The following is a 24,214-nucleotide window of genomic DNA, read 5'->3' as shown; positions in this document are numbered from 1 at the left end:
GAGACTAAGTTGAACCACTTCGAATACGGCCCCGAGGGCCTGGCCTGCGAAGGCGTGCCCCTGGCCAAGATCGCGGCCGAGGTCGGCACGCCCGTCTATGTCTACAGCCGCGCCACGCTGGAGCGGCACTTCACCGTGTTCCGCGACGCCCTGGTGGCCGGCGGCGTGGTCGACCCGCTGGTCGCCTACGCCGTGAAGGCCAATTCCAACGTTGCGGTGCTGAAGGTGCTGGGCGACCTGGGCGCTGGGGCCGACACGGTCTCGGAAGGCGAGGTCCGTCGCGCCCTGGCCGCCGGCATCCCGCCCGAACGCATCGTCTTCTCCGGCGTCGGCAAGGCCCGCCGCGAGATCGAGTTTGCCCTCAAGGCCGGTGTCGCCGAGATCAATGTCGAGTCCGAGCCGGAGCTGAACCTGATCGCTCAGGTGGCCGGCGAGCTGGGCGTCCGCGCGAAAGTCGCTTTCCGGGTCAATCCGGACGTCGCGGCCGGCGGTCACGCCAAGATCGCCACCGGCAAGTCCGAGAACAAGTTCGGCGTCTCGTTCGCCGAGGCCGCGCGCCTCTACGCCAACGCCAGCAACAACGCCAATCTCGAGCCCGTCGGCGTGGCCTGCCACATCGGCAGCCAGATCACCGACCTTGCGCCCATGCGCGCGGCCTTCACCAAGATGCGGGGCCTGGTCGAGCAACTGCTGGGCGAAGGCCTGTCGGTCGAGCGCCTGGACCTGGGCGGCGGCCTGGGCGTGCCCTATTTCAACCACCCCGAACCGCCCTCGCCCACCGAGTTCGGCGCGATGGTCGGCGAGGTCACCAAGGGCCTGCCCGTGAAGTTGGCCTTCGAACCGGGCCGGGTCATCGCCGCCAACGCCGGCGTGATGGTCTCCGAAGTGATGCACGTCCACGAGCGCCCGGAAGGCCGCAAGTTCCTGGTCATCGACGCGGCCATGAACGACCTGGTCCGTCCGGCCATGTACGACGCCTTCCACGACATCCGCCCAGTGATCAAGCGCGCCGGCGAGACCGTCTATGACGTGGTCGGTCCCGTCTGTGAGACCGGCGACACCTTCACCCGCGATCGCGCACTGCCGCCGTTCTCGGCCGGTGATCTGGTGGCCTTCATGTCGGCCGGCGCCTACGGCTCGGCCATGGCCAGCGAGTACAACACCCGCCCGCTGGTCCCCGAGGTCCTGGTCGATGGCGACCGCTACGCGGTGATCCGCAAGCGGCCAACCTATGACGAGATCCTGGCCCGGGACCTGGTCCCGGACTGGGTCTAGGTAGTCGTACGGAAGCCTCGAAAGACCCTACAGTTATAGGGGATTAACCTCCACCGCCGCATCTGCTGGCCCAGTCTCGGGAACAGTGGAGCTCGGCGGTGGGCAACCTCATTGAATTCGACAGCATCGAAGCGCAGCGCAAGGTCGGCGGCCATCTGGTCCTGGCCTGCATTGCCGCGCTAGCGCTGATCACCCCGGCCGTCAGCCTGTTCGCCGGCCATTCCTCAGCCCTCAAGCTGGCCGGCGGATCGCTGCTGCTGGCCGCCCTGGCCTGGGGCGGTTTCGCCATCTGGCGCGACAACGCCGCCCAGCGCATCTCCACCGCCGTGACCCTGATGGGCCAGGTCAGCCTGTTCATCGCCGCCTTCTCGGGCCACCCGCTGCAGGCCGAGGCCCGCATGGCCTATCTGGCGGCGCTGGCCCTGCTGGTGGCCTATGGCGACTGGCGGGCCGTCGCGGTCGGGGCTGGAACCGTCGTGGCCATCGACGTCGCGCTCGGCACGCTTGCGCCGCAGCTGATGATGACCGGCGAGGTCACCGCCCTGCGCCTGGCCGCCAACGCCGGCGTCACCCTGGTGACGGCCTGGTCGCTGGTCTGGCTGACCGCCAGCGTCTCGCGCCTGTTCGTCACCGTCACCGCCCGCACCGACCGAGCCCTGGACGCCGCCACGCGAGCGGACGCCGCCAACGCCGAAGCCGAGGCCCAGCGCACCGCCCGCGACAGCGCCAATGCCGAACAGGCTCGTATGAAGGCCGCCCTGGAAGCCGAACAGACCCAGGTCGTCGAACAACTGGCCGAGGCCCTGGCCCACCTGTCGCGCGGCAACCTGACCTGGCGTCTGGAGGAGCCCTTCGCCATCCGCTACGAGGGCCTGCGCGAGGACTTCAACGACGCCCTTGGCAAGCTCCAGGCCGCCATGCGTGAGATTTCCGGCAACGCCTCGACCATGACCGCTGGGGTCGCCGACATGTCGCGCGCCTCGGACGAGCTGGCCCGCCGCACCGAGCACCAGGCCGCCAGCCTCGTCCAGATCGCCGCCACCCTGGACGGGATCACCGCCACGGTGCAGAGCACCGCCGACAGCGCCAACCAGGCCAATGCCGCGGCCCACCACGCCCGCGAGGAGGCCGAGCGCTCCGATCCGGTGGTCATCGAGGCCGTCGAGGCCATGACCCAGATCGAGACCTCGTCCGGCCAGATCGGCAAGATCATCGGCGTCATCGACGAGATCGCCTTCCAGACCAACCTGCTGGCCCTGAACGCAGGGGTCGAGGCCGCTCGGGCGGGCGAGGCCGGTCGCGGCTTCGCCGTCGTCGCTCAAGAAGTGCGGGCCCTGGCCCAGCGCTCGGCTGACGCGGCCCGCGAGATCAAGATGCTGATCAACGTCTCGGGCGACCAGGTCGCCGCCGGCGTGGAGCGCGTCGCCCGCACCCGCGAGGCCCTGGCGCGCATCGTCGCCCGCGTGGCCGAAATCGACACCCAGGTGAAGACCATCGCCGCCTCGGCCCGCGAACAGGCCACGGGCCTGGGCGAGGTCAATGTCACGATGGGTCAGCTGGATCAGGTGGTGCAGCAGAACGCGGCCATGGTCGAGGAGACCACCGCCGCCGCTCACGCTCTGAGCTCGGAATCGCAGGAACTGGCCGATCGCGTCGGCCTGTTCGAGATCGGCCAGGCCCGCCACGCCGAAGCGCAGCGGGCGGCCTGAAATCAGTCCATCGCGCCGATATAGGGCAGGCCGCGGCTCTTGCCCTCGTCGTCGAGGCCATAGCCGACCAGGTAGCGCGCGGGCGCTTCCCAGGCGACGAAGTCGGGCTCCATGCCGCGATCCTTGGGCCAGGGCTTGCGGGCGAAGACGGCGGTCAGCACTTCGCTGGCGCCGGCGTCCTTAACCAGGCGGGCGGCTTCCGAGAGCGACAGGCCGGTGTCGAAGACGTCGTCGACGACCAGGGCGCGGCGGCCGATCAGCGGGCGTTGCAGGTCGGCGCGGACCTCGCAGCGGCCCGTGCTCTTGCGCTCGTCGTGATAGGAGGCCAGCCACAGGGCGTCGAACCGCACGTCGCGGCCGGCCTTGTAGAGGGCGCGGGTCAGATCGGCGGCGAACCACAGGCCGCCGGTCAGCAGGCAGACCACGACGGTGTCGTTGTCGATGCGCGGCGCGATGGCTTCGGCCAGCTTCTGAACCCGTTCGGCGATCTCGGCTTCCGAGATCAGGACTTCGGGCTTGGTGATGTCATTCATGATGTTCGGATTCGTGAGAGTCTGCGGGAGGAGGCGTTGCCTCCCCGCTCTCATGTCCCGAGGGTTCCTGTCCAGCCGCTTCGTGCTCAGCGGGGGCGTCCTGTGCGCCGCGCAGGTCCAATTGCGGCTCTTCGCCGTGGCCTTCGGGCTTCTTCAGGGCAGCTTTCACCGCCTTGGCGGCGCCGGCCTCGGTGGCGAATCCGATCTGCAGGTCCTTGGCCGTGCGCGGCGGGTTCATGAAGGTGATCGAGAAGTGGCGCACCTGGCCCGGCGGGATCTTGGCGTCGGCGGCCGCGGCCAGCTGGCCGGCCACGCGCTTCTCCTGCTTGTTCAGCAGCTCCACCCGCAGCGGCGGGGCCAGCACGTCGTGCTCGGTGATGTTGCGGATCGTGCCGGTGACGGTCACGGCCGCGTGGCCTTCCAGCATGATCGGCTGGGCCTTGATGCTGTCGCGGTCGATGACGAGGCCGATGGTGTTCACCGGCAGGCCGACGGCGGCATAGGCCCCGGCCGAGCCCGGCAGGATCTTGACCACGTCGATGCGGAAGATCAGGGCGGCGACCACGACCACCGCCATGGCGGCGGCCATGCCGGCCCAGATGACGCCGGTGGCGGTGGCTTCGCGCAGGCGACGCTCGGCGTCGGCCCGGGCGCGGAAGACCTTGGGCAGCTCCTCGCCCGGCAGGGCGCTGACGGGCGGCTCTTCGGCGTCGGCGCTGGCGTCCGTGGTTTCGGAGACCTGCTCGATGCTCTCGATCTGGCTGGCCAGGGTCGGGGTTTCAGGCTCGTCGAACAGGTCGTCGACGGCGGCTTCGTTGCGCGCGTTCCAGCGGTGACCGCAGGAGGCGCAACGCACGACGCGACCCGTCGCGCCGACCTTGGAGTCGTCGACGAAATAGCGGCTGGCGCACTCCGGACAGGTCAGTATCATGGCCGCGAATCGAACGCTCCCCACACACCTAAAGGGGGTCGCTGATTTTAACCCTGATGTCCAGAAACCCAAGTGACGCGCCTTGCGGATCGACACAGAACAGGGCGATGACGCCCTTCCGGTGGTCCGGTTCGATGGCGTCTCGATGCGTTACGGCCGCGCGCCGGAAACCCTAAGGGATATCAGCTTTTCCCTGGCCCCAGGCTCGTTCCATTTCCTGACCGGTGCGTCGGGCGCGGGCAAGAGTTCCCTGCTCAAGCTGATCTATCTGGCGCACCGTGCGTCACGGGGTCGCGTCGAGCTTTTCGGGCGTGATGTCAGCCTCACCCACACCTCGGACCTGCCGTTCCTGCGCCGCCGGATCGGGGTGGTGTTCCAGGAATTCCGGCTGCTGGAGCACCTCTCGGTGTTCGACAACGCCGCCCTGCCCCTGCGCATCCTCAAGCGCAAGCCCGCCACCTATCGCGAGGACGTCGCCGAGCTGCTGAGCTGGGTCGGCCTGGGCGAACGCATGCATGCGCTGCCCGCCACCCTGTCCGGCGGCGAGAAGCAGCGCCTGGCCATCGCCCGCGCCGTCGTGGACCGTCCCGACGTGCTGCTGGCCGACGAGCCGACCGGCAATGTCGATCCGGCCATGTCGCTGCGCCTGCTGCGCCTGTTCGTGGAGCTCAATCGCCTGGGCACCACGGTGCTGATCGCCACCCACGACGAGGACCTGGTGGCCCGCGCCGCGCGGCCGACCCTGCACCTGGACCAGGGCCGCCTCGTGGATGTGGGAGGTCGCCCATGAGCGAGTTCTTCCAGGTCGCCCGCTGGAAGCCCGGCCCGCTGCTCCCGCCGAACGACGCCCGCGATGGGGCGCTGGTCTTCGTGGTCGCGGTGCTGTGCTTCCTGGCCTGCCTGACCGCCTTCGCCGCCCTGGCCTCCAACCGCGCCGCCCACGGCTGGACCGCCCAGCTGGTCAACTCGGCCACCGTTGTGGTCCGGGCCCGCGCCAACGAGACGCCCGACAGCGCCGCCGCCCGCGCCGCCGAGACCCTGGCCGGGATCAAGGGCGTGGCCGAGGCCCAGGCCCTGCCGCGCGAGAAGGCCGAGGCCTTGCTGGCCCCGTGGATCGGCCAGGAAGCCCTGGTCGACGACCTGCCCACGCCGCGCCTCGTCACCCTGGACCTCGACCCCAAGGCTCCGCCGACCGCCCAGGTGCTGGACAAGGCCCTGCGCTCGGCCGGCATCGACGCCACGGTCGACGACCACAGCCGCTGGATCGCCGACATCGAGCGCGCCGCCGACATGGCCCGCCTGGCGGCCCTGGCCGTCTTTGCTTTGATCGCCGCCGCCACCGCCGCCGTCATCGCCTTCGCCACCCGCGCGGGCCTGGCCGCGCGCCGTGACGTGATCGAGGTGCTGCACTTCTCCGGCGCCGAGCAGGGCTTCATCACCGGCCTGTTCCAGAACCGCTTCGCGACCATGGGCGCGCTGGCGGGCTTGCTGGGCGGCGCGGGCGCGGCCATCATCGGCGCCGTTGCACGCTATTTCGCCGGCGGCGCGGGGGTTGCGCCGGTTCTGCCGCTAGCCTGGATCGATCTGGTCGCCGCCCTGCCCGCTCCGGTGGTCGCGGCCTTGATCGCCGGGCTGTCGGCCCGTCTGGCGGCGTCGCGGATCGTGGGGGAGATGCCGTGAAGACCTTAGCCGCGCTGCTGATCGCGATGATGATCTGGGGCCTGGGCCTGCTGGCCTTCACCGGCCGGGTGGACCAGTCGACGCCCGCCAAGGAGCCGCCGGTCGCCGACGGCGTCGTGGCCCTGACCGGCGCCTCGACCCTGCGCCTGGAGGCGGCCACCAAGCTGCTGGAAGAAGGCAAGGGTCAGCGCCTGCTGATCTCCGGCGTCAACCGCGAGGCCACCCGCGCCGACGTCCAGACGGTCACCAAGGCTGTCAAGCCGATCTATGACTGCTGCGTCGACCTCGGCTTCGCGGCCGCCAACACCGTCGGCAACGCCCGCGAGACGGCCGAGTGGGCCAAGTCCAAGGGCTATAAGAGCCTTATTGTCGTCACCGCCGACTACCACATGCCGCGCTCGATGCTGGAGCTGCGGGCGGCCATGCCGCACGTCGAGCTCTACGCCTATCCGGTCAAGACCGACCTCAACGCCCATCGCTGGTGGCGAACCAGCATCAGCGCCCGGCGGATGATCGTGGAATACTGCAAGTACCTGGCGATCCTGGGCCGCGAAGCGTTCCTGGGGCTAGGGCCGAAAGAGAAGGCCGCTCCGGCGGCGAAGGAAGCGTCTTGATCTATCTGCGTTCGTTCCTGTTCCAGCTGTTCTTCTGGCTGTGGTCGATCGGGACGGCGGTCCTGATGATCGCCACCTATCCCCTGCCCCGCCGCGTCAACACCTGGTCGCTGACGACCTGGGCCAAGGGCCTGATCTGGGGTCTGCGCTGGCTGGCCGACGTCAAGGTCGAGGTGCGCGGCCAACGCCCGACCGGCAACGCCCTGGTCGCGCCCAAGCATCAGTCGATGTTCGACGTCTTCAGCCAGTTCGCCCTGCTGCCCGACGCCTGCTTCGTGATGAAGAAGGAACTCTTGATGGTGCCGCTGTTCGGCTGGCACGGCCTGAAGGCTGGCATGCTGGTCGTCGATCGCGGCGGCCACTCGACCGCGCTGAAGAAGCTGGTCCGCGACGCCGTCGAACGCATGAAGGAGACGCGCCAGATCGTGATCTTCCCGGAAGGCACGCGCGGCCTCCCCGGCCAGCCCGGCGAGTACAAGCCGGGCATCGCCGCGCTCTATCGCGAGCTGAACATGCCCGTCACGCCGCTGGCCCTCAACTGCGGCAGCCACTGGAACAAAGGCTTCGTGATCAAACCTGGCACGATCGTCTTCGACTACCTCGAGCCCATCCCCGCCGGCCTGAAGCGCGGCGAGTTCATGCGCGAGCTGCAGACCCGGATCGACACCGCGACCAAGGCGCTGGAAGACAGCGGCGTCTAAGCCGGCTCGATCGCCTCGACCATCTTCAAGAGCTTCTCCATCGCCACGTCCCGCACGCCGTCCTCGCGCAGGTGCAGAACGAGGTCGGAGAGGTAGTCGATGTTGCGGCCCGACAGGCCCTTGGCGCCGGCGATCAGTTCCGCCTGCTGCTCCAGGGTCAGGGCCCCGGCCCACTGGGCGTGCTTCATGTCCGACAGGAAAACCAGGGCCGGCGTCTTCTCCCCGCCGTCGATCTTCACATCGCGCCAGGTCTCGAAATAGGTCTCGGTCGGCTGCTCGCGTTCGCGCAGATAGGCGTAGACCTCTTCCCACTCGCTGGCCGCCACCCGGTAGGCCATGCCGCGCACCGCGCCGCCGGGGGCCAGGCCCAGCACCAGGCCCGGTCGCTCGTAGGTGCCGCGATGGTGGACGGAATAGATGCAGAAGGCCCGCCGCCGCCCGTGGAGCACGGCCGTTCTTCGGTCTATGAACGGGAACCCGGGCCGCCACATGAGCGATCCGTATCCGAACACCCAGCGATCTTCGCTGTCGCCTGCCAAACCCATTCCCGATCCCGACTGGACGCGCCCAATACATGACCCATAACGACGCCGCCCCGTCCCGCAAAGCCCCCCAAAAGGCTCGGCGCAGTCGTCTGTTCACGCCTTTTGTCCTCGCCGCCGTCATTGCGGGCGGTTGGAGCTATGGCTGGTTCTGGCTGCGCGGTCAGGCCGAGCAGCGGATGGACGCCCAGTCGGCCGACCTGAAGTCGCGCGGCTATGACCTGTCGTGGAGCGCCCGCCGGTTCCACGGCTTCCCGTTCCGGATGAATGTCGACCTGACCAACGCCCGCATGGCCGAGCCGACCGGCTGGGCCGTCCGCACCCCGACCCTGAAGGGCGAGGCCGAGATCTACGACCTGACCCACTGGGTGCTCGTCGCGCCGGAAGGCGTCGTGTTGACCCGTCCCGAGGCCGGCGACGTGACCATCACCGGCCAGGCCCTGCGCGCCAGCATCTCGCACGTGGCCGAATATCCGCCGCGCGTCTCGGTGGAGGGCGCCAAGCTGACCTTCACCCCCGCTCCGGGGACCAAGCCCTTCCAGCTGATCTCGGCCGACAAGATGCAGCTGCACACGCGCTCGGGTCCCGACGACCAGGGCGCGATCTTCTTCAAGGCCGACGGCGCCAAGACCGCCTTCACGGGCCTGCTGGGCCGCATCGCACAGGACAAGACCGCCTCGATGATCCTGGAGACCCGCCTGTCGCACGTCTCGTACCTGCGCGGCCGCAATTGGGAAGCCGCCGTCAAGCGCTGGAGCGAGGCCGGCGGCCAGATCAGTGTGCAGCAGAGCCAGCTGCTGGCCGGCGACGCCGAGGGCAAGGCCAAGTCGGGCGTGCTGTCGGTTGACGCCAACGGCGCGGTCACCGGTTCGCTGAGCGTGGCGCTCAAGGAACGGGCCGATCTCTCCCAGCCGATCAAGACCCCGGAACAGGCCCTGTCCGCCATGGCGCAGGCCGCCGGCCAGGAGCCGGTGATCGAAGCCGACCTGAAGTTCGCCAACGGCCGCAGCTACCTCGGCGTGATCGATACGGGGCCGGCGCCGAAGGTGTACTGACCGATCGCTGATCGTCGAGCGCGCAATTTTCTTCCCCGAAGGGGTCGGGTATTGCGTGTTCGGCGGCAAAGACTATGGTCCGGCCTCCAATTTCGGGGAAGAACATGGGCAGCGACGCGACGGACGCCACACCGTCTCTCGAAGAGGTCCGATGGCGACTGGACGCCATCGACGGTGAACTGCTGAAGCTGCTCGACGAGCGCGCGGGCCTGGCCGGCGCCGTCGCGGCCGCCAAGCGCGCCTCGGGCGATACCGGCTTTGGCCTGCGTCCCGGCCGCGAGGCCCAGATCGTCCGCAAGCTGCTGGAGAGCCCCCGCACCGGCGCCTCCAACGCCCTGGTCATCCGCATCTGGCGCGAGATCATGGCCGACAACCTGGCGCGCCAGGGTCCCTATCAACTGGCCGTGTTCGGCGGCCGCGAGCCGGCTCGTGCGGTCGAGCTGACTCGCCTGCGCTTCGGCTCTGCCCCGCGCCTGTCGATCGTCCCCACCGCCCAGGACGCCCTGGCCGTCGCTCGCGCCCCGTGGGGCGTCGCCGTCCTGCCGCTGGCCGCCGAGACGCCCTGGTGGGGCCGCCTGCTGGCCGAGCCGAAGTTGAAGGTGTTCGCCGCCCTGCCCTGCCTGGCCACTTGGGGTCCTCAAGCCGCGCTGGCCGTGGCCGAAGTCGAGGTTGAGCCCACCGGCCACGACCAGACCTTCTGGGTCACCGACTCGGCCAAGAGCACGTCCGCCATCATCGACGCCCTCAGCCTGGACGGCGTCGCCGCCGAACAGGTCGCCGACGCCGGGGGCCTGAAACTGTTCTCGCTGTCGGGCTTCTTCCAGGCCGATGACGAGCGCCTGGCCCGCGCGCCCGGCCAACTTACGGGCGTCATCGGGGCTGCGCCCGAACAGTTCGACGTGTAAGAGACCCCCGTCTCTAGACTGAGTATTCCGATGACCGATCGCTTCGCCGCGCCCCGTCCTGTCCCCAAGCCCGGGATCATGGACATCCACGCCTATGTCGGCGGCAAGTCGAAGGTCGAAGGCATCGCCCATCCGGTGAAGCTGTCGAGCAACGAGAACATCCTGGGCAGCAGCGACAAGGCCAAGGAGGCCTATCGCAACGCCGTCGACCGGATGCACATCTATCCGGACGGCAAGGCCGGCATCCTGCGCGCCGCCGTGGCCGAGCGCTTCAAGCTGGAGCCCGAGCGCCTGACCTTCGGCGACGGCAGTGACGAGATCTTCGCCCTGCTGTGCCAAGTCTATCTGGAGCCCGGCGACAACATCGTCCAGGGCGAGCACGGCTTCGCCGCCTACGCCATCGGGGCCCGCGCCTGCCAGGCCGAGGTCCGCATGGCCAAGGAGATCAACCACCGCATCGACATCGACGAGACGGTGAAATGCGTCGACGAGCGCACGCGTCTGGTCTTCATCGCCAACCCCGCCAACCCGACCGGCACCTGGCTGACGGGCGAGGAGATCCGCGCCCTCCACGCGGCCCTGCCGCCGTCGGTGATCCTGGTGCTGGACGGCGCCTATTCCGAATTCTGCAGCGACCCGCGCTTCGAGGACGGCCTGGACCTGGCCCGCACCGCCGAGAACGTGATCGTCACCCGCACCTTCTCCAAGCTCCACGGCCTGGCCGCCCTGCGGGTCGGCTGGGGCTATGCGCCCGAGCACATCATCGAGCCGCTGGAGCGTATCCGCCCGCCGTTCAACACCTCGATCCCCGGCCAGGAAGCCGCCGTCGCGGCCCTGTTCGACGACGACTTCCAGGCCCGCTCGCTGGCCCTGGTCGAGCAATGGCGTCCGTGGCTGGCCCAGCAGCTGGGCGGCCTGGGGCTGGAAGTGACACCGTCGGCGGCCAATTTTGTATTGGCGAGCTTCCCGACCACGCCGGGCAAGACCGCCAAGGAGGCCGAGGCGTTCCTGGCGTCGAAGGGCTATCTGGTCCGCGCCGTCGGCAACTACAATCTGCCCGACGCGATCCGGATCACCATCGGCCTGGAAGAGCAGAACCGCGCTGTCGTGGACCTGCTCTCCGAGTTCATGGGTCGCTAGATGTCGGCTCCCGGTCTCCTCTACCCCAAGCTCACCGTCATCGGCTGCGGCCTGATCGGCGGTTCGGTGATCCGCGCGGCGCGTGAGCACGGCGTCGTCGGCGAGGTCACCGTGGCCGACGCCAGCGAGGCCAACCGCGCCCGCGTCGTCGAACTGGGCATCGCCGAGCACGTCACCGGCGATATCGCCGAGGCCGTCAAGGACGCCGATCTCGTCGTCATCGCCACCCCGGTGCTGTCGATCCCGGAACTGGCCGCCGTCGTCATCCCGGCCATGAAGGCCGGCGCGACCCTGACCGACGTCGGCTCGACCAAGGCCAATGTCGCCGAGGCCTTCCGCGCCCAGGACCTGTCGAAGATCTTCGCCATCCCCGGCCACCCGATCGCCGGCACCGAGCAGTCGGGGCCCGACTCCGGCTTCGCCGAGCTGTTCGAGAACCGCTGGACGATCCTGACCCCCTTCGAGAGCGACGACGAGCACTACGCCGCCGCCGTCGCCAAGCTGTCAGCCTTCTGGCGCGCCTTCGGGGCCCAGGTCGAGCTGATGGAGGAGAAGCACCACGACCTCGTCCTGGCCGTCGTCTCCCACCTGCCCCACCTGATCGCTTATACGATCGTCGGCAGCGCGGCCGACCTGGAGAACGTCACCGAGAACGAGGTCATCAAGTACTCGGCCTCGGGCTTCCGCGACTTCACCCGCATCGCCGCCAGCGACCCGACCATGTGGCGTGACATCTTCGTGGCCAACAAGGACGCGGTGCTGGAGATGCTGGGCCGCTTCACCGAGGACCTCCAGGCCATGAGCCGCGCGATCCGCTGGGGCGACGCCGACACCCTTCACGCGCATTTCACGCGGACGCGGGCGATCCGCCGTGGGATCGTGGCGGCGGGCCAGGAGAGCGCCGAACCGAACTTCGGACGCGATCGCGGGAAGCACTAGGCGATGAAACGGCGGACGAAGATCGCGATCGGCGTCCTGATCGGTCTCGCGGTGATCGTCCTGGCGCTGCGCCTGAGCATCGTTTCGATCCGCATCGAGTTGCCGCCCGCTGAACCCGTCCCTGCTCCGCCAGTCCACATCCAGATCAGCGACACCGGGCAGCTGACCGTGGATGGCGCCCCCTCCAATCTCGAGACGCTTCCGCGTGACGTCGCCGCCCATTCGCACGCCGCAAGCCCGGCGGAGCAGCGGATCATGATGCACGCGGGTCAGGGCGTCAGATACGACACCTTCATGGCCGTCCTGAACCGCCTCAAGGATAGCGGCTGGATAAAGGTCGGTCTGATCAACGAAGACATCCACGGCCCTGATGCCCCCTGACGGGTCTTTGCAAACTTCTCGCGCCAGACTTGCATTCAGCGCCGTACAGGCGGACCCTCTTCAGGTCGACAACTTGAGGAGGTGAGCATGGACAGCGTCAATGTAACGACCCTTCAACAAGCGTATTCGGATGTCGCCCGTGGCGACGTGGAGGCCGTCGCAGAGCTTCTGGATCAGAGCGTCAGCTGGAAGGTGATGGGCGAGCCCAGCTCGTTCGCACCATTCGGCGAATACACGGGACAAGATGGCGCCCGGGACTATCTCGCCAAGCTCGGCGAGACGCTCAACATCACGTCGATCAAGCCCTACCAGTTCGTGGTCGAGGGCGACACGGTCGTGGTCTTGGGCAAGACCGACGGCGTGATGCGGGCCACTGGAAAGGCCGTCGAAGTCGACTGGGCCCACGTCTTCACATTCCGGGACGGCAAGGTCATCGACTACAAGGAATTCGTGGATACGGCGCGCATCCTGAACGCCGCCCACTGAGCGATCCCGGCGCGCCGTCCGGTCCTCATGGCCTGACGGCCCCGCCTTTTCCCGCCCCAATCCCGCAATAAGACGGCAACAATACGAGCCCATCCACCAAGGTCAGGGACATTCATCGGGGAAGGAAACCCACCCATGCGCCGCACGCTTATCGTCGCGCTCGCTTCGCTCACCACCCTGGCCGGCGGCGTCGCCCTGGCTCAGGACGCTCCGCGCCAGATGCCGGCGCCGGAAGACATCTTCAAGCGCTGGGACGCCAATGGCGACGGCGCGGTCGACAAGGCCGAATGGGACGCCACGGGCCGTCCGGCCGACCGCTTCGCCATGATCGACGCCAATAACGACGGCAAGGTCACCCTGGACGAACTGAAGGCCGCCTTCGAGAAGATGCGCGCCCGCCGTTCGCAGGAAGGCGGCCCGCCTCCCGGTCCGCCGCCGGAAGGCCAGCCGCCGCAAGGCAACTAGGCGCTCCCGCCAAAGACGCTTTCGAACGCCGCCCGGTCCGCCGGGCGGCGTTTTGCATTCCAGGCCTTCACCCTTTTGGCGACAAGCCTCACGAACATTCAAACCGCGTCCAGGTCATCCAATCGCGACCGCGCCCACCGGGCCAATGTCCGTGTCGCAGAACGACGGCCGCCGCTCAGGCAGCCGCTTCATCCGAGGGGCAAGACCATGGACGCCAACGAACCGATCCGAACCTCGCGCCGCGACGTGCTGGCGGGCGGGATCGCTCTCAGCGCGCTCGCCGCCCTCCCCACTCTCACCACCCCGGCCGTCGCGATGGCCGCTCCAGGAGCTTCGAACATGAGCAGCGGTTTCGTCACCACCAAGGACGGCACGCAGATCTTCTACAAGGACTGGGGTCCCAAGACCGCCCAGCCGATCGTGTTCCACCACGGCTGGCCGCTGAGCGCCGACGACTGGGACAACCAGATGATGTACTTCCTGGGCCAGGGCTTCCGCGTCATCGCCCATGACCGTCGGGGCCACGGTCGCTCGACCCAGACCGACACCGGCAACGAGATGGACACCTACGCCGCCGACGTCGCGACCCTGACCGATCACCTGGACCTGAAGAACGCCGTCCACGTGGGCCACTCGACCGGCGGTGGCGAAGTGATCCACTACGTAGCCCGCGCCAAGCCGGGCCGCGTGGCCAAGGCCGTGCTGATCGGCGCCGTGCCGCCGATCATGCTGAAGACCGCCGCCAATCCGGGCGGCCTGCCGATCGAGGTGTTCGACGGCTTCCGCGCCGCCCAGATCGCCAACCGCGCCCAGTTCTTCCACGATGTGGCGGCGGGCCCGTTCTATGGCTTCAACCGCCCCGGCGCGAAGGTCTCGCAAGCCACGGTCGAGAACTGGTGGCGCCAGGGCATGATGGGCGGGACCAAGGCCCACTACGACTGCATCAAGGCCTTCTCGGAGACCGACTTCACCGAGGACATGAAGAAGGTCGACGTGCCGGTGTTCCTGATGCACGGCGAGGACGACCAGATCGTGCCGATCGACGACAGCGCCCGCATCGGCATCAAGCTGCTGAAGAAGGGCACGCTGAAGACCTATCCGGGCCTGCCGCACGGCATGTGCACCACCCACCCGGACATCGTGAACCCGGACCTGCTGGCCTTCATCAAGGCCTGATCCGGTTCGCACTGAACCTTGGAAGGCGGGCGCTGCGGCGTCCGCTTTCTTCGCGTCTAGCGCTCGGTGAAGCTGCGCGGCTCGCGGCCCAGGCCGCCCACGACCACCGCCAGGGCCGACCAGGCCGACCCCAGCGACCAGCGCGGCGGCGACGGACGCTCCGGCGGCGGCGCGAAGATCCAGCGATAGCCGATGTGAGGCACCGTCTCGATGAAGCGCGGCGCGCGGGCGTCGTCGCCCAGGGCCCGGCGCAGGTCGACCACCGCCTGGTCCAGCGCCAGGCTGGAGCCGACGTCCCGGTCCCACACGGTCTCGATCAGGTGATCGCGCGAGGCGGTCAGGCCCGGCCGCTCGGCCAGGGTCAGCAGCAGGTCGAGGACCTTGGGCTCCAGGCTTTCGACATCGACCGTCACCTCGCCGAACGCCATCCGAGGCGGAGCTGGGCGGGGTTCGGCTTCCCGAGGGCTTTCCGACAGAACTGGCACGCGTCGATCGACTCCCCTGCTTCACATCCGGGATAGGGAGACGAATTGTGCGGCGCAATTTGGTCAGCTTGGCTGCAGCCCACCATCGCCCATCTGCCCGCACAAGCGGCGCCGAACCGCGCGAAGGCGGCTTGAGTAGGCGCACGTCACAGGCTACACGGAGCGTCCCTTTGGCGGGCGTAGTTCAGAGGTAGAACGTCAGCTTCCCAAGCTGAATGTCGGGGGTTCGATTCCCCCCGCCCGCTCCAAGGTCTCCCCCAGTCCTACTCGACCCGCTCGGCCTTGACGCCCAGCTTGGCCAGTTGCGCCTGGACGCTGTCGGGGCCTACCAGGTGGCCCGAGCCGACGGCGACGAAGCTGACGCCCTTGCCGGCCAGCTTGGTCTTCAGCTGCCGCGCCCAGTCCTGGTTCCGCTTGGTGATCAGCAGGTCGTAGAGCTCGGGGTACTGCCCCTTCATCTCGGTGACGAACTCGGTCTCCAGCTCGCGGGTGTCACCGGCGGCCCAGGCGGCGACCATCTTGTCGATCTTGCCGACGCCTTCATCGGCCTCGTCGAGGGTCGATTTGAGGAAGTCCGTCTCGGTCTTGATCGGCAGGTCGGCGAAGAAGCGGATCTGCTGCTCGGGGGTCTCGAACGCGCCTTCCGGCTTGCCAGCGGCCTTGATCTCGCCGGCCAGGATCGGCTCGACGCCGCTCTTGGGGTCGTAACCAGCCTTGATCACCGGGATCAGCGACAGCTGCACGGCCGCCAGCCAGGGCCGCATGGCGTTCAGCAGCGCGGGCGGCACGCCGCCGACCTGGGCCAGGGTCGAAGCCTTCTGGAAGGCGGCGGCGTCGATCTTGCCCGACAGCGGGCTGTTGGGGTCCAGGCCATATTTGAGCACCAGCGGCTGCATCACGGCCGGGTCGTCGGCGCCGACGATCTCCAGGGTCAGGTCGCCGCTGTCCTTCAGGGCCTTGTCGATCTTGGGCGAGCGCCAGACGGTGCTGGGTTTCAGCACATGGATCGTGCCGAACAGGTAGATGGTGGAGTCCGCGTCTTGGATCTTCCACAGCGCCGGCTCGGCCAGGGCGGACCCGGCGAAGCCCAGAGCCAGGATCGAAGCCAGCCCCGCTGCCAGGCGACGAAGATTGAGAAGCATGGGACCCCCGCTGATGCGTTGGCCCCATGCTTGGACCGCGTCGTCCTCTACTTCAAGAAGCTCTCGACCGCGTCGGCGAAGACCTTGGGCTGGTCCAGCATGATGAAGTGGCGGCTGTCGTCGATGCGCTTGAGGGTCACGCCCGGCAGGGTGGCGTAGGCGTCGGCATAGGTCTTGTCGATCATCGCCGTCGGCGCCCCCATGGCAGGGTCGTACGGATAGAGCAGCGTGGTCGGGGTCTTGATCGCCGGCAGCTCGGCGCGGGCGTCGGTGGTCAGCAGGTCGTACATGGCGCGGGCCACGACCGACTGCGACGAGGCCGCCGACCAGGCCAGGGTGGTCTTCTGGCCTTCCGGCGACTTGACGAAGCGCGGCATGGTCATGGCCTGCTGGCTGACGAAGGCGTCGGCGCTCATGGCGACCGTGGCGTCGCGCAGGGCGGCGGCTTGGGGCTTCATGCTCTCGGCGGTGGCGGTCGGCGAGAATAGCACCGAGAAGAACGGCAGGCTGTCGACGATCAGCAGGCGGCTGACGTCCTCGGGATGACGGCGGGCCAGCATCAGGCCGGTGAAGCCGCCCATCGAGTGACCGATCACGGCCGGCGACTTCAGGTGGTTGGCCTTGATGTAGCCGTCGACCGCCTCGACCAGCGGCTCGACGACCGGGCCTTCGGCGTTGCCGGCGACCGGCGCGCCGGCGAAGCCCGCGACCTGGACGACGTGGACACGGTGGGTCGGGGCCAGCTGCTTGACGGTCTCGTCCCAGACCGCGCCGGACGAGGCCAGGCCGGGGATCAGGACGACGTCGGGACCCTTGCCGGTGACGGTGACCGTGATGCGGTCGGCGGCGTGGGCGTGGTTGCCGCCGAAGACGCCGCAGGCGGCCATGATGGCGATGAACATCACCAGGAAGCGGAAACGGACGGTGGGCTTGCGCATGGTTTCTCCTGGGCACAGGCGTGCGGAAGGGTTCGGCGCGGCGCGCCGAGCTTTGGGTTGAAGTCCGGGTGGTGGGAGGCCCTTAGGCCTCGTCTTGGAAGATCGCTTCGATCGGTTGCTCGAAGAGGCGGGCGATCTTGAAGGCCAGCGGCAGGCTGGGATCGTACTTGCCCGTCTCCAGGGCGTTGATGGTCTGGCGGGAGACCTGGAGCTTCTCGGCGAGGTCCGCCTGGCTCCAGTCCCGCTCGGCGCGCAGGACCTTCAGGCGGTTCTTCATTGGTACCGCCTCCGGATCAGCGGCTGGCTGAAGCCCCAGGCCAGGCAGAACAGCGGGAAGACCAGGAACAGCGGCGGACTCGGCACGACCTGCGCATTGGCCAGGAAGCCCCAGACGGTGGAGACCCCCAGGACCGCGCCCAGACCCCACAGCATGGACTCGACATGGATCATGCGCTCGAACTCGTCGGGCTCTTCCTTGAGGTACAGACCCATCACGACCAGCACGCCCAGGATCGGGATGGCCGGCGCGGCGGCCACGATCCACAGCAACGGCCCGGCGAGGTGGCCGTCGCGCAGCAAGGTCAGCGAGCCGATCAGGAACACGAAATAGGCCAGCATCGCCACGGCCAGGCGGCGGCGATAGCGCTTCATGACGGGTCCGATCTGGCCGGCCTTCAGTCGCGACGAGCCGACATAGACATAGGCCATGTAGACCAGGAACCAGACGAGCATGGCGACCAGCATCGCCGTCCCCGAGAACGGACGGGCGAAGGCCAGCCAGAACGGGATGGCCGACAGGGCCGCCGCGCCGGCGAAGAACAGGACATACCTAGGCCACTTGGGCTTCGCGTCGGCGTCCATGACAAGCACCCCTCTCTATTTGACAAGCAGACTTGTCATATCAGAGCGCGATCGTGTCAAGCACCTTTGTCATTTTGTAGAGTGAGCTTGGCGTAAGCTTCTTCGGGGATCAGGCCGCCTTGCGGTCCTGGAACGGGTCGGACGAGACGGCGTCTAGGGTCACGCCGCGCCAGTGGGTGGCCTCCAGGCGCTTGACCGACAGGGCGCGGCCCAGCACGCCGGGGCGCGGGCGGCTGACGACTTCCCAGCCGTAGCGCGAGAAGCGGTCGCCAAAGTCGGACCAGCGGATCACCCGGCCCTCGGCGTCCTGGCGCCAGACGGCCTTGTCACAGCCGGGGATACGCGCGCACCGCTCCCAGGCCTCGACGCGGCCTTGCAGGATCAGGAACGGATCATGTGCAGTGCGGGCCAAGACGGCCTCCGTGGAGAGTTTCACCGGCCCCGTCGAGCTGCCGACTCAGTGAGTCGCGCCGGACGGGAACGAGGGCTAGAATTTGTGTAACCGCACCGACTGTCCACCAGATGTAGTGCGGCGCGTTGCCGCGCGGCGTAGCTGCGACAGCCTCATTGGATCCTCCGCACGGCATAACCGCGCGCCTTCATCAGGGCCGGAAGGCCTTCGTTCCCGGCCATGTGCAGGGCTCCAACGACCACCAGATCGGTCCCCTGCCCTTGCCGCATGACCGCATCCAGCCGGTCGGCCCAGGCCAGGTTCCGACGCAGCAGCAGGGCCTGGTAGAGCTCTGGGCGCTCGGTCTTCATGTGGTCGACCAGGGCCGAGCCCAGGCGGTTCATGTCGCCCTTCAGCCAGGCGCGCTCCAGCACCACGCCGTCGCGCGGCGGCGACAGCTGCTCGCGAGCGACGTCGTCCAGATAGGCCAGCTCCACCGGTTCGGGCAGGTCGGCGAAGATGCGCAGCTGCTGCTCGATCGTCTCGAAGGTCTCGATCGGCTTCTCGGCGGTGCGGGCACGCTGGGTGGTGGCGACATCGACGCCGCTCTCGACCTTGCCGCCCGCCTGAGTCATCGGCGCGACCGACAACATCATCGCCGCCGCCCAGGGCCGCAGGCGCTCGACGCGCTCCAAGGGCACGCCGCCCCGATCCAGCACCGGCCGCAGTGTGGCCAGGGCCGTGGGCGAGAGCTTCTCGGTCAGGGAGCGGTCGGGATCGACGCCGTAGCGGTCGACCAGGGCCTTGATGCGGTCGGGACCGACATCGGCCCGCGTCTCGAACCACACCCGGTCGGCGGCGGCATAGGCGTGATCGAAGGCTCGGGTGCGCCAGCGCACATTGGGCGCCAGCACGTGCATCGAACCGAACAGGTAGACGACGCTGTCCTTGTCGCGGACTTCCCACATGGCCGGGGCCGCCTGGGCCGCGCCGAAGCAGGCCACGGCCGCGAACACCCCGAACGCCAGACGCTTCACTACGCTACGCAACATCCATCAAGGCCCGACCTGTACTGGACCTCAAGGTAAGCGCGGGGTGGTTAAGCCGTTAGTGAACGACGGCCGCGACATAACGACTCAGAGAGTCGCCCGGTCAGCTCCAGGCTTTGAAATGCTTGGACAACTTCAGGCCCTGCCGCTGGTAGTGCGAGCCGCCCTCGCCGTACAGCCGCTTGGGTCGCGCGGTCAGCGGTTCATAGACCAGCCGGGCGACGGTCTGGCCGTCCTCCAGCAGGAACGGCGTCTCGTGGCTGCGCACTTCCAGCACGCCCTTGGAGCCCTGGGCCAAGGCTTCCTCGGTGCCGAAGCCCGGGTCGAAGAAGCCGGCATAGTGGACGCGGAACTCGCCGACCGACGGGTCGATCGGGGTCATCTCGGCCGCTTCCAGCACCGGGATCTCGATGTCGTCCTTGGAGGCCAGGATGTAGAACTCGCCCGGGTCCAGCAGCAGCTCGCCGTGGCGGGCTTCCAGCGGCTCCCAGTAGTCGCGCGGGTCGTGGCCGTCCTCGTGGTCCAGGTCGACGACGCCGGCGTGGCGACGGCCGCGGAAGCCGACGACGCCGTTCTCGGACAGCAGGTCGACGCCGACGCTGCGGGTGGCCAGCTTGGCCGGCTCGCCGCGCTTCAGGCGCAACTGGTTCAGGCGCGTGCCGGCCCGGACCAGCACCGAGAAGGTCTGCGGCGCGATCTCGATATAGAGCGGGCCCGTGTAACCGGCGTCCACGTCATCGAAGGCGCGGCTGTGGTCGGTCAGCAGGCGCACGAAGACGTCCACTCGGCCGGTCGAGCTCTTGGGGTTACCGCGCGCCGACACCGTCATCGGCAGGGCCAGGCGCTCCTGGATCTCGGCGATATAGACGCAGCCCTTCTCCAGCACCGCGCCCTTGGTCAGGTCCAGCTCGTGCATGGCCACGTCCTTCAGGCGCTCGGGCACCTTGCGGGCCAGGCCCGGCAGGAACGAGGCCCGGACGCGCCAGGCGCGCGCGCCCAGCCGCAGGTCCAGGCTGGCGGGCTGCACCTGATCGGTGTCGAAGGGCGTGGCCGAGGTGATCGCCTCTTCGGCGATCAGCTCTTCGATATTCTGGCAGGGCAGAATCCCTGCGGCATGGGCGTCGGTCATCGGCGCGACACTCGCTAAAGCGCCGCCCTGAAGCAAGCGGGGAAGCAGGGTTTAGTGGTGATGCGCCTTCTTGGCCTGGTGGCCAGCCAGCAGATAGATGCCCGCCCCGACGCCGAACAGCGCCGTGGCTTCCGTCAGACTGCTGATCGGGTGGAACTCGACGGGCAGGAACGACAGCACCCGATCCGACAGGATCAGCAGCAGGATGTTCAGCGCGCCGAAGATGGCGAGGATGGCGGCGAAAACGCGGAACACGAGCGTCAGCATCATGGACGGTCTCCAAATCCGGATCGGAAGCTTGAGCAAAGAGCCTGACGCCTAAGGTTAACGACGGGCGTTTGGTTCCCGACAGATCGCGCATGGGACGAATAGGTGTATCGCCACGCGATTGTCGGCTTGACCCGCCCCCCTCCGATACCTTTCATGCCGGCCTTTCAGGTAAAGCGTGAGGAAGCCGGTGGCCGAGGATCCAAAAGACTGGGACGTCGCGACGAAGCTCATTCGTGGGGGGATCGCGCGCTCGCAGTTCATGGAAACCGCCGAGGCGCTCTACCTGACGCAAGGCTTCACCTATGACAGCGCCGAGGCGGCCGACCGCCGCTTCTCGGGCGAGGATCCGGGCTTCGTCTATTCGCGGTTCAACAACCCGACCGTGAAGATGTTCGAGGACCGCCTGGCCCTGCTGGAAGGCGCCGAGGTGTGCCGCGCCCAGGCCACCGGCATGGCCTCGATCCACAGCGCCCTGATGGGCCTGGTCCGCGCCGGCGACCACGTGGTGGCCGGCCGCGCCCTGTTCGGCTCGTGCCGTTGGATCGTCAGCGAATGGCTGCCGCGCTTCGGCGTCGAGACCACCTTCGTCGACGCCACCGACCTGAAAGAATGGGAAGCGGCGATCCGTCCCAACACCAAGGCTGTGCTGATCGAGACGCCTTCGAACCCGGTCCTGGAGATCACCGACATCCGCGCCGTCTCCGAGATGGCCCACGCGGTCGGCGCCAAGGTCATCGTCGACAATGTCTTCGCCACCCCGATCTTCCAGCAGCCGCTGGAGCTAGGCGCTGACGTCGTCGTCTATTCGGCCACCAAGCACATCGACGGCCAGGGCCGCGTGCTGGGCGGGGCCATCCTGACCAGCGAGGCGATCAACGAGGAATTCTACCGCGACAGCCTGCGCCACACCGGCCCGTCGCTGTCGCCGTTCAACGCCTGGGTGATGCTGAAGGGTCTGGAGACCCTGGACCTGCGCGTCCGTCGTCAGGCCGACAGCGCGTTCGCCCTATCCAACACCATCGCCGAGCACAAGAAGGTGCAGCGGGTGCTCTACCCGTTCCGCTCCGACCACCCCGGCCACAACGTCGCCAAGGCGCAGATGAGCGGCGGCGGCACCGTCATCGCCATGGACCTGGGCTCGCGCGAGGCGGCCTTCAAGTTCCTGAACGCGCTGGAGATCGTCGACATCTCCAACAATCTGGGCGACGCCAAGTCGATGGCGACCCACCCACCGACCACCACCCACCGCTCGGTGCCCGAGGAGCAGCGCCCGTCCCTGGGCGTGACCGAGGGCGGCGTGCGCCTTTCCGTGGGCCTGGAAGCCCTGGCCGACCTTCAGCGAGATGTGACCCGTGCGCTCGATCAGGCGTGAAACCTCTCCGCCGATGCAGCGGATGCGCCGCCGTCGCGGCCAGGACGGCGCGGCCTATGAGGCCCGCACCCGTGACATCGTCGTGCGCGTCTTCCCGGTCTACGCGGCCGAGGAGTCCTCGCCCGACCAGGGCCTGTATCTCTGGTCCTATACGGTCGAGATCGAGAACCACGGCGGCGAGACGGTGACCCTGATCTCGCGGCGCTGGTCGATCACCGACGGCTTCAATCGCGTCAATGACGTCGAGGGCTCCGGCGTGGTCGGCGAACAGCCCGAACTGAAGCCGCGCGAGGCCTTCCGCTACGTCTCCAACTGCCCCCTGCCCACGCCGTCGGGCGCGATGAAGGGCAGCTACCAGATGGTCACCGACCAGGGCGACCTGTTCGAGGTCGAGATCCCGGAGTTCTCGCTGCACCTGCCGGGCGCGGCGGCGAAGCTGAACTAGCCAAGCTAGCCTCACCAGGAGTTGCGAAGACATCGGCGTTCGCGTCTACTTCGCGCCTCATGGGGAGTGAGGTCGATGTCGAACTATACGATCAGGATCGTCAACCAGTCGTCGGTGGACAAGAGCTACGTCGCGTTCATGGACCCGGCCCAGCCGACGCCGAACGAGGGCGCCAACCCGATCTACACCAACGCCTGGGCGACCTTCGAGAGCATCACCGACGGCGGCTGGGACACGGTGGTGTACGACAACCGCCCCCCCGCGACGGACAGCCTGGTGGCCGCCGACGTCCCCTCGGTGCAAATTGGCGAACCGGTGGTGTTCGCGCCCGGGATCGCCACGCCCGTGGCGAGGTTCGATGCCCAGCCGAACGCGGTCTACAACATCACCCCGGTGACGAAATTCTATGTCTCCGACGGCCTCTATGTCGCGGGCTCGATGATCGACTATTCCGCCGTCAGCAGTAAGAGCGCGGCCATCGACTTCACCGGCAGGCCACACACCACCGCGACCGTGACCCAAGCCGCGGACGGCTCCTTCACGGTCGAATACAGCTGATCGAAGGCTGGCGAGCGGACGGCGACGCCGCCCGCTCCAGGGTGATCAGGCCGCCGCCGGCGGGTCCAGCTTGTAGACGCGCGAGCAGTACTCGCAGGTCACGTGGATCTTGCCGTCGGGCTCGACCATGTCGGCGACTTCCTCGGCCGAGAACGAGTCCATCACCACGCCGATCCGCTCGTCCGAGCAGCGGCAGAAGGCCCGCATCGGCTTCTCCTCGAGGAGACGCACGCCGTCCTCGTTGAACAGCCGCCACAGCAGGGTCGGGGTCGTGACGGTCGGGTCGATCAACTCGTCCTCGCCGGTGGTCTCGAACAGGGCCTGGACGTGGGTCCAGGCGTCCTGGGTGTCGCCGCGCGCCTGGTCGCCCGCGATGACCTGGATCAGGATACCGCCGGCGCGCCACTTGGGGCCCTCGCCCGTATCGACCTGGCCGACGGCCAGGCGCACGCGGGTCGGGGTCTGTTCCGACTGGGCGAAGTACTGCTCGGCGCACAGGGCCAGGGTCTCGCCTTCGATCGGCGTGACGCCCTGATAGCGGTCCATGTCCGCGCCCTGGTCCAGGGTCATGATGAACACGCCGCCGCCCAGCAGGGTCTTGGCGCCCGGACGCGTGAAGCCTTCCGAGACCTTGGCGACCTCTTCCGGATCGAACCGGCAATAGCCGCGCAGGCCGCCGCTGGTGTCGTAGTCGACCACGACATAGCGCACCGGGCCGTCGCCCTGGGCCTGGACGATCAGGCGGCCCTCGAACTTCAGGCTGGAGCCGACCAGGGCGGCCAGCGCGCACGCCTCGCCCAGCAGGTTGGCGACAGCCTCGGGATAGGCGTGACGGGTCAGCACCTCGTCGACGGCGTCGCCGAGGCGGACCATGCGGCCGCGCACGGGCAGGCCTTCGATCTGAAACGCGGAAACGACGTCGTCGAGGACGCCGGGATTGGGAGCGATGTCGGTCATGGGGAGGCTAGATAGGTGAGCCACAGGAGAATTGCGAGGGCCGTACTTTTAGATCCTCCCCCGCGTTGCGGGGGAGGTGGCCCAG

At 68.3% G+C, this 24,214-nt stretch carries 30 protein-coding genes and 1 tRNA gene; 18 read left to right on the top strand and 13 right to left on the bottom strand.

Translation table 11 applies throughout. From position 1 onward, the window contains the following. Window positions 1-9 precede the first annotated feature (9 nt). Window positions 10-1,275, top strand: a complete 1,266-nt coding sequence (gene lysA, locus AC07NI_RS02060) for a diaminopimelate decarboxylase (protein ID WP_494615587.1) — start codon at window positions 10-12, stop codon at window positions 1,273-1,275. A gap of 98 nt (window positions 1,276-1,373) precedes the next feature. Further along, window positions 1,374-2,984: a methyl-accepting chemotaxis protein gene (locus tag AC07NI_RS02055; protein WP_494615584.1), complete on the top strand. Its 1,611-nt coding sequence runs from the start codon at window positions 1,374-1,376 to the stop codon at window positions 2,982-2,984. Window positions 2,985-2,986: 2 nt separating this feature from the next. Here the strand turns inward: AC07NI_RS02055 and AC07NI_RS02050 are convergent, their stop codons facing one another. Next, window positions 2,987-3,571, bottom strand: a complete 585-nt coding sequence (locus AC07NI_RS02050; protein WP_494615580.1) for a phosphoribosyltransferase — start codon at window positions 3,569-3,571, stop codon at window positions 2,987-2,989. Then, a complete protein-coding gene (locus tag AC07NI_RS02045; RefSeq protein ID WP_494615575.1) occupies window positions 3,510-4,472 on the bottom strand; it encodes an MJ0042-type zinc finger domain-containing protein in 963 nt (320 codons plus the stop codon). The genes AC07NI_RS02050 and AC07NI_RS02045 overlap by 62 nt, the downstream gene beginning before the upstream one ends. 58 nt (window positions 4,473-4,530) lie before the next feature. Between AC07NI_RS02045 and ftsE the strand changes: the two genes are divergently transcribed. Genes ftsE through AC07NI_RS02025 form a run of 4 tightly spaced genes read left to right on the top strand, consistent with a single transcriptional unit; the run spans window position 4,531 to window position 7,443 of the window. Continuing rightward, window positions 4,531-5,238, top strand: a complete 708-nt coding sequence (ftsE, locus tag AC07NI_RS02040; RefSeq protein ID WP_494615571.1) for a cell division ATP-binding protein FtsE — start codon at window positions 4,531-4,533, stop codon at window positions 5,236-5,238. Further along, the gene (locus AC07NI_RS02035) at window positions 5,235-6,128 is read left to right on the top strand and encodes a cell division protein FtsX (RefSeq protein ID WP_494615567.1); all 894 of its coding nucleotides are present in this window, start codon (window positions 5,235-5,237) and stop codon (window positions 6,126-6,128) included. The genes ftsE and AC07NI_RS02035 overlap by 4 nt, the downstream gene beginning before the upstream one ends. Further along, the gene (locus AC07NI_RS02030; RefSeq protein ID WP_494615564.1) at window positions 6,125-6,742 is read left to right on the top strand and encodes a YdcF family protein; all 618 of its coding nucleotides are present in this window, start codon (window positions 6,125-6,127) and stop codon (window positions 6,740-6,742) included. The genes AC07NI_RS02035 and AC07NI_RS02030 overlap by 4 nt, the downstream gene beginning before the upstream one ends. Further along, complete coding sequence (locus AC07NI_RS02025) at window positions 6,739-7,443, top strand: lysophospholipid acyltransferase family protein (protein ID WP_494615562.1); 705 nt, start codon at window positions 6,739-6,741, stop codon at window positions 7,441-7,443. Before AC07NI_RS02030 ends, AC07NI_RS02025 begins: the two co-directional genes overlap by 4 nt. Here the strand turns inward: AC07NI_RS02025 and AC07NI_RS02020 are convergent. Beyond that, on the bottom strand, window positions 7,440-7,988 hold the full coding sequence (locus AC07NI_RS02020; protein WP_494615557.1) for a gamma-glutamylcyclotransferase: 549 nt from the start codon (window positions 7,986-7,988) through the stop codon (window positions 7,440-7,442). The two genes, AC07NI_RS02025 and AC07NI_RS02020, sit on opposite strands and share 4 nt — an antisense overlap. Window positions 7,989-8,017: 29 nt before the next feature. Between AC07NI_RS02020 and AC07NI_RS02015 the strand changes: the two genes are divergently transcribed. The 8 genes from AC07NI_RS02015 (at window position 8,018) to AC07NI_RS01980 (ending at window position 14,532) form a co-directional block, all read left to right on the top strand. After that, window positions 8,018-9,040 (top strand): DUF2125 domain-containing protein, encoded by a 1,023-nt coding sequence (locus AC07NI_RS02015; RefSeq protein ID WP_494615553.1) that lies wholly within the window; start codon window positions 8,018-8,020, stop codon window positions 9,038-9,040. Window positions 9,041-9,144: 104 nt separating this feature from the next. Continuing rightward, window positions 9,145-9,945 (top strand): chorismate mutase, encoded by an 801-nt coding sequence (locus AC07NI_RS02010; protein ID WP_494615549.1) that lies wholly within the window; start codon window positions 9,145-9,147, stop codon window positions 9,943-9,945. Window positions 9,946-9,975: 30 nt separating this feature from the next. Then, window positions 9,976-11,085, top strand: a complete 1,110-nt coding sequence (hisC, locus tag AC07NI_RS02005) for a histidinol-phosphate transaminase (protein ID WP_494615547.1) — start codon at window positions 9,976-9,978, stop codon at window positions 11,083-11,085. After that, window positions 11,086-12,024, top strand: a complete 939-nt coding sequence (locus AC07NI_RS02000) for a prephenate/arogenate dehydrogenase family protein (protein WP_494615542.1) — start codon at window positions 11,086-11,088, stop codon at window positions 12,022-12,024. Window positions 12,025-12,027: 3 nt separating this feature from the next. Beyond that, window positions 12,028-12,405: a biopolymer transporter ExbD gene (locus AC07NI_RS01995; protein WP_494615537.1), complete on the top strand. Its 378-nt coding sequence runs from the start codon at window positions 12,028-12,030 to the stop codon at window positions 12,403-12,405. 87 nt (window positions 12,406-12,492) lie between these two features. Next, window positions 12,493-12,891, top strand: coding sequence for a nuclear transport factor 2 family protein (locus AC07NI_RS01990; protein WP_494615535.1), 399 nt, complete (start codon window positions 12,493-12,495; stop codon window positions 12,889-12,891). Window positions 12,892-13,026: 135 nt separating this feature from the next. Then, on the top strand, window positions 13,027-13,356 hold the full coding sequence (locus tag AC07NI_RS01985) for an EF-hand domain-containing protein (RefSeq protein WP_494615533.1): 330 nt from the start codon (window positions 13,027-13,029) through the stop codon (window positions 13,354-13,356). Between the two features lie 339 nt (window positions 13,357-13,695). Then, the gene (locus tag AC07NI_RS01980) at window positions 13,696-14,532 is read left to right on the top strand and encodes an alpha/beta fold hydrolase (protein WP_494618211.1); all 837 of its coding nucleotides are present in this window, start codon (window positions 13,696-13,698) and stop codon (window positions 14,530-14,532) included. Between the two features lie 56 nt (window positions 14,533-14,588). Here the strand turns inward: AC07NI_RS01980 and AC07NI_RS01975 are convergent, their stop codons facing one another. Further along, complete coding sequence (locus AC07NI_RS01975) at window positions 14,589-14,960, bottom strand: winged helix-turn-helix domain-containing protein (protein ID WP_494615530.1); 372 nt, start codon at window positions 14,958-14,960, stop codon at window positions 14,589-14,591. Between the two features lie 230 nt (window positions 14,961-15,190). Between AC07NI_RS01975 and AC07NI_RS01970 the strand changes: the two genes are divergently transcribed. Then, window positions 15,191-15,265: transfer RNA gene (locus AC07NI_RS01970), tRNA-Gly, on the top strand. A 15-nt stretch (window positions 15,266-15,280) separates the two neighbouring features. Here the strand turns inward: AC07NI_RS01970 and AC07NI_RS01965 are convergent. From AC07NI_RS01965 to AC07NI_RS01930, 8 genes are all read right to left on the bottom strand, one after another. Beyond that, a complete protein-coding gene (locus AC07NI_RS01965) occupies window positions 15,281-16,159 on the bottom strand; it encodes a TraB/GumN family protein (protein WP_494615527.1) in 879 nt (292 codons plus the stop codon). Window positions 16,160-16,206: 47 nt separating this feature from the next. After that, window positions 16,207-17,097, bottom strand: coding sequence for an alpha/beta fold hydrolase (locus AC07NI_RS01960; RefSeq protein WP_494615524.1), 891 nt, complete (start codon window positions 17,095-17,097; stop codon window positions 16,207-16,209). A gap of 82 nt (window positions 17,098-17,179) precedes the next feature. After that, window positions 17,180-17,374 (bottom strand): helix-turn-helix transcriptional regulator, encoded by a 195-nt coding sequence (locus AC07NI_RS01955; protein ID WP_395444243.1) that lies wholly within the window; start codon window positions 17,372-17,374, stop codon window positions 17,180-17,182. Further along, entirely contained in the window at window positions 17,371-17,958 is a 588-nt protein-coding gene (locus AC07NI_RS01950; RefSeq protein WP_494615518.1) for a hypothetical protein, read from the bottom strand. The genes AC07NI_RS01955 and AC07NI_RS01950 overlap by 4 nt, the downstream gene beginning before the upstream one ends. Before the next feature lie 109 nt (window positions 17,959-18,067). Continuing rightward, window positions 18,068-18,370 carry a hypothetical protein gene (locus AC07NI_RS01945; protein ID WP_494615516.1) on the bottom strand — a complete coding sequence of 101 codons (303 nt, stop codon included), beginning with the start codon at window positions 18,368-18,370 and terminating at the stop codon, window positions 18,068-18,070. Between the two features lie 152 nt (window positions 18,371-18,522). Continuing rightward, complete coding sequence (locus AC07NI_RS01940; protein WP_494615513.1) at window positions 18,523-19,401, bottom strand: TraB/GumN family protein; 879 nt, start codon at window positions 19,399-19,401, stop codon at window positions 18,523-18,525. Between the two features lie 100 nt (window positions 19,402-19,501). Further along, complete coding sequence (locus tag AC07NI_RS01935) at window positions 19,502-20,527, bottom strand: 2'-deoxycytidine 5'-triphosphate deaminase (protein ID WP_494615511.1); 1,026 nt, start codon at window positions 20,525-20,527, stop codon at window positions 19,502-19,504. Window positions 20,528-20,578: 51 nt separating this feature from the next. Continuing rightward, window positions 20,579-20,797, bottom strand: coding sequence for a hypothetical protein (locus AC07NI_RS01930; protein WP_494615509.1), 219 nt, complete (start codon window positions 20,795-20,797; stop codon window positions 20,579-20,581). A gap of 187 nt (window positions 20,798-20,984) precedes the next feature. Between AC07NI_RS01930 and metZ the strand changes: the two genes are divergently transcribed. The 3 genes from metZ (at window position 20,985) to AC07NI_RS01915 (ending at window position 23,172) form a co-directional block, all read left to right on the top strand. Further along, a complete protein-coding gene (gene metZ / locus AC07NI_RS01925; RefSeq protein WP_494615504.1) occupies window positions 20,985-22,169 on the top strand; it encodes an O-succinylhomoserine sulfhydrylase in 1,185 nt (394 codons plus the stop codon). Further along, on the top strand, window positions 22,150-22,614 hold the full coding sequence (apaG, locus tag AC07NI_RS01920; RefSeq protein ID WP_494615502.1) for a Co2+/Mg2+ efflux facilitator ApaG/CorD: 465 nt from the start codon (window positions 22,150-22,152) through the stop codon (window positions 22,612-22,614). The genes metZ and apaG overlap by 20 nt, the downstream gene beginning before the upstream one ends. Before the next feature lie 75 nt (window positions 22,615-22,689). Next, on the top strand, window positions 22,690-23,172 hold the full coding sequence (locus tag AC07NI_RS01915) for a hypothetical protein (protein ID WP_494615500.1): 483 nt from the start codon (window positions 22,690-22,692) through the stop codon (window positions 23,170-23,172). Window positions 23,173-23,217: 45 nt separating this feature from the next. Here AC07NI_RS01915 and AC07NI_RS01910 read toward each other — a convergent pair whose 3' ends face one another. After that, window positions 23,218-24,129: an Hsp33 family molecular chaperone gene (locus tag AC07NI_RS01910; RefSeq protein ID WP_494615498.1), complete on the bottom strand. Its 912-nt coding sequence runs from the start codon at window positions 24,127-24,129 to the stop codon at window positions 23,218-23,220. Window positions 24,130-24,214 lie beyond the last annotated feature (85 nt).

The sequence above is a fragment of the Caulobacter sp. GW821-FHT10E02 genome, from assembly GCF_059415225.1.
The sequence above is the reverse complement of the archived record's forward strand: the minus strand, read 5'-3'. Positions and strand labels throughout refer to the sequence as shown.

What these genes read in the sequence shown, in the direction of transcription:
- AC07NI_RS01985 (WP_494615533.1), top strand. Translation starts at nt 13,027, where the DNA reads ATGCGCCGCACGCTTATCGTCGCGCTCGCTTCGCTCACCACCCTGGCC.
- AC07NI_RS02000 (WP_494615542.1), top strand. Translation starts at nt 11,086, where the DNA reads ATGTCGGCTCCCGGTCTCCTCTACCCCAAGCTCACCGTCATCGGCTGC.
- AC07NI_RS01950 (WP_494615518.1), bottom strand. Translation starts at nt 17,958, where the DNA reads ATGGACGCCGACGCGAAGCCCAAGTGGCCTAGGTATGTCCTGTTCTTC.
- AC07NI_RS01960 (WP_494615524.1), bottom strand. Translation starts at nt 17,097, where the DNA reads ATGCGCAAGCCCACCGTCCGTTTCCGCTTCCTGGTGATGTTCATCGCC.
- AC07NI_RS01980 (WP_494618211.1), top strand. Translation starts at nt 13,696, where the DNA reads ATGAGCAGCGGTTTCGTCACCACCAAGGACGGCACGCAGATCTTCTAC.
- AC07NI_RS01990 (WP_494615535.1), top strand. Translation starts at nt 12,493, where the DNA reads ATGGACAGCGTCAATGTAACGACCCTTCAACAAGCGTATTCGGATGTC.
- AC07NI_RS01910 (WP_494615498.1), bottom strand. Translation starts at nt 24,129, where the DNA reads ATGACCGACATCGCTCCCAATCCCGGCGTCCTCGACGACGTCGTTTCC.
- AC07NI_RS02020 (WP_494615557.1), bottom strand. Translation starts at nt 7,988, where the DNA reads ATGGGTTTGGCAGGCGACAGCGAAGATCGCTGGGTGTTCGGATACGGA.
- AC07NI_RS01995 (WP_494615537.1), top strand. Translation starts at nt 12,028, where the DNA reads ATGAAACGGCGGACGAAGATCGCGATCGGCGTCCTGATCGGTCTCGCG.
- AC07NI_RS02015 (WP_494615553.1), top strand. Translation starts at nt 8,018, where the DNA reads ATGACCCATAACGACGCCGCCCCGTCCCGCAAAGCCCCCCAAAAGGCT.
- AC07NI_RS01975 (WP_494615530.1), bottom strand. Translation starts at nt 14,960, where the DNA reads ATGGCGTTCGGCGAGGTGACGGTCGATGTCGAAAGCCTGGAGCCCAAG.
- hisC (WP_494615547.1), top strand. Translation starts at nt 9,976, where the DNA reads ATGACCGATCGCTTCGCCGCGCCCCGTCCTGTCCCCAAGCCCGGGATC.
- AC07NI_RS02050 (WP_494615580.1), bottom strand. Translation starts at nt 3,571, where the DNA reads ATGAGAGCGGGGAGGCAACGCCTCCTCCCGCAGACTCTCACGAATCCG.
- AC07NI_RS01930 (WP_494615509.1), bottom strand. Translation starts at nt 20,797, where the DNA reads ATGATGCTGACGCTCGTGTTCCGCGTTTTCGCCGCCATCCTCGCCATC.
- AC07NI_RS02010 (WP_494615549.1), top strand. Translation starts at nt 9,145, where the DNA reads ATGGGCAGCGACGCGACGGACGCCACACCGTCTCTCGAAGAGGTCCGA.
- AC07NI_RS01940 (WP_494615513.1), bottom strand. Translation starts at nt 19,401, where the DNA reads ATGTTGCGTAGCGTAGTGAAGCGTCTGGCGTTCGGGGTGTTCGCGGCC.
- AC07NI_RS01935 (WP_494615511.1), bottom strand. Translation starts at nt 20,527, where the DNA reads ATGACCGACGCCCATGCCGCAGGGATTCTGCCCTGCCAGAATATCGAA.
- AC07NI_RS01915 (WP_494615500.1), top strand. Translation starts at nt 22,690, where the DNA reads ATGTCGAACTATACGATCAGGATCGTCAACCAGTCGTCGGTGGACAAG.
- AC07NI_RS02035 (WP_494615567.1), top strand. Translation starts at nt 5,235, where the DNA reads ATGAGCGAGTTCTTCCAGGTCGCCCGCTGGAAGCCCGGCCCGCTGCTC.
- AC07NI_RS01965 (WP_494615527.1), bottom strand. Translation starts at nt 16,159, where the DNA reads ATGCTTCTCAATCTTCGTCGCCTGGCAGCGGGGCTGGCTTCGATCCTG.
- AC07NI_RS01955 (WP_395444243.1), bottom strand. Translation starts at nt 17,374, where the DNA reads ATGAAGAACCGCCTGAAGGTCCTGCGCGCCGAGCGGGACTGGAGCCAG.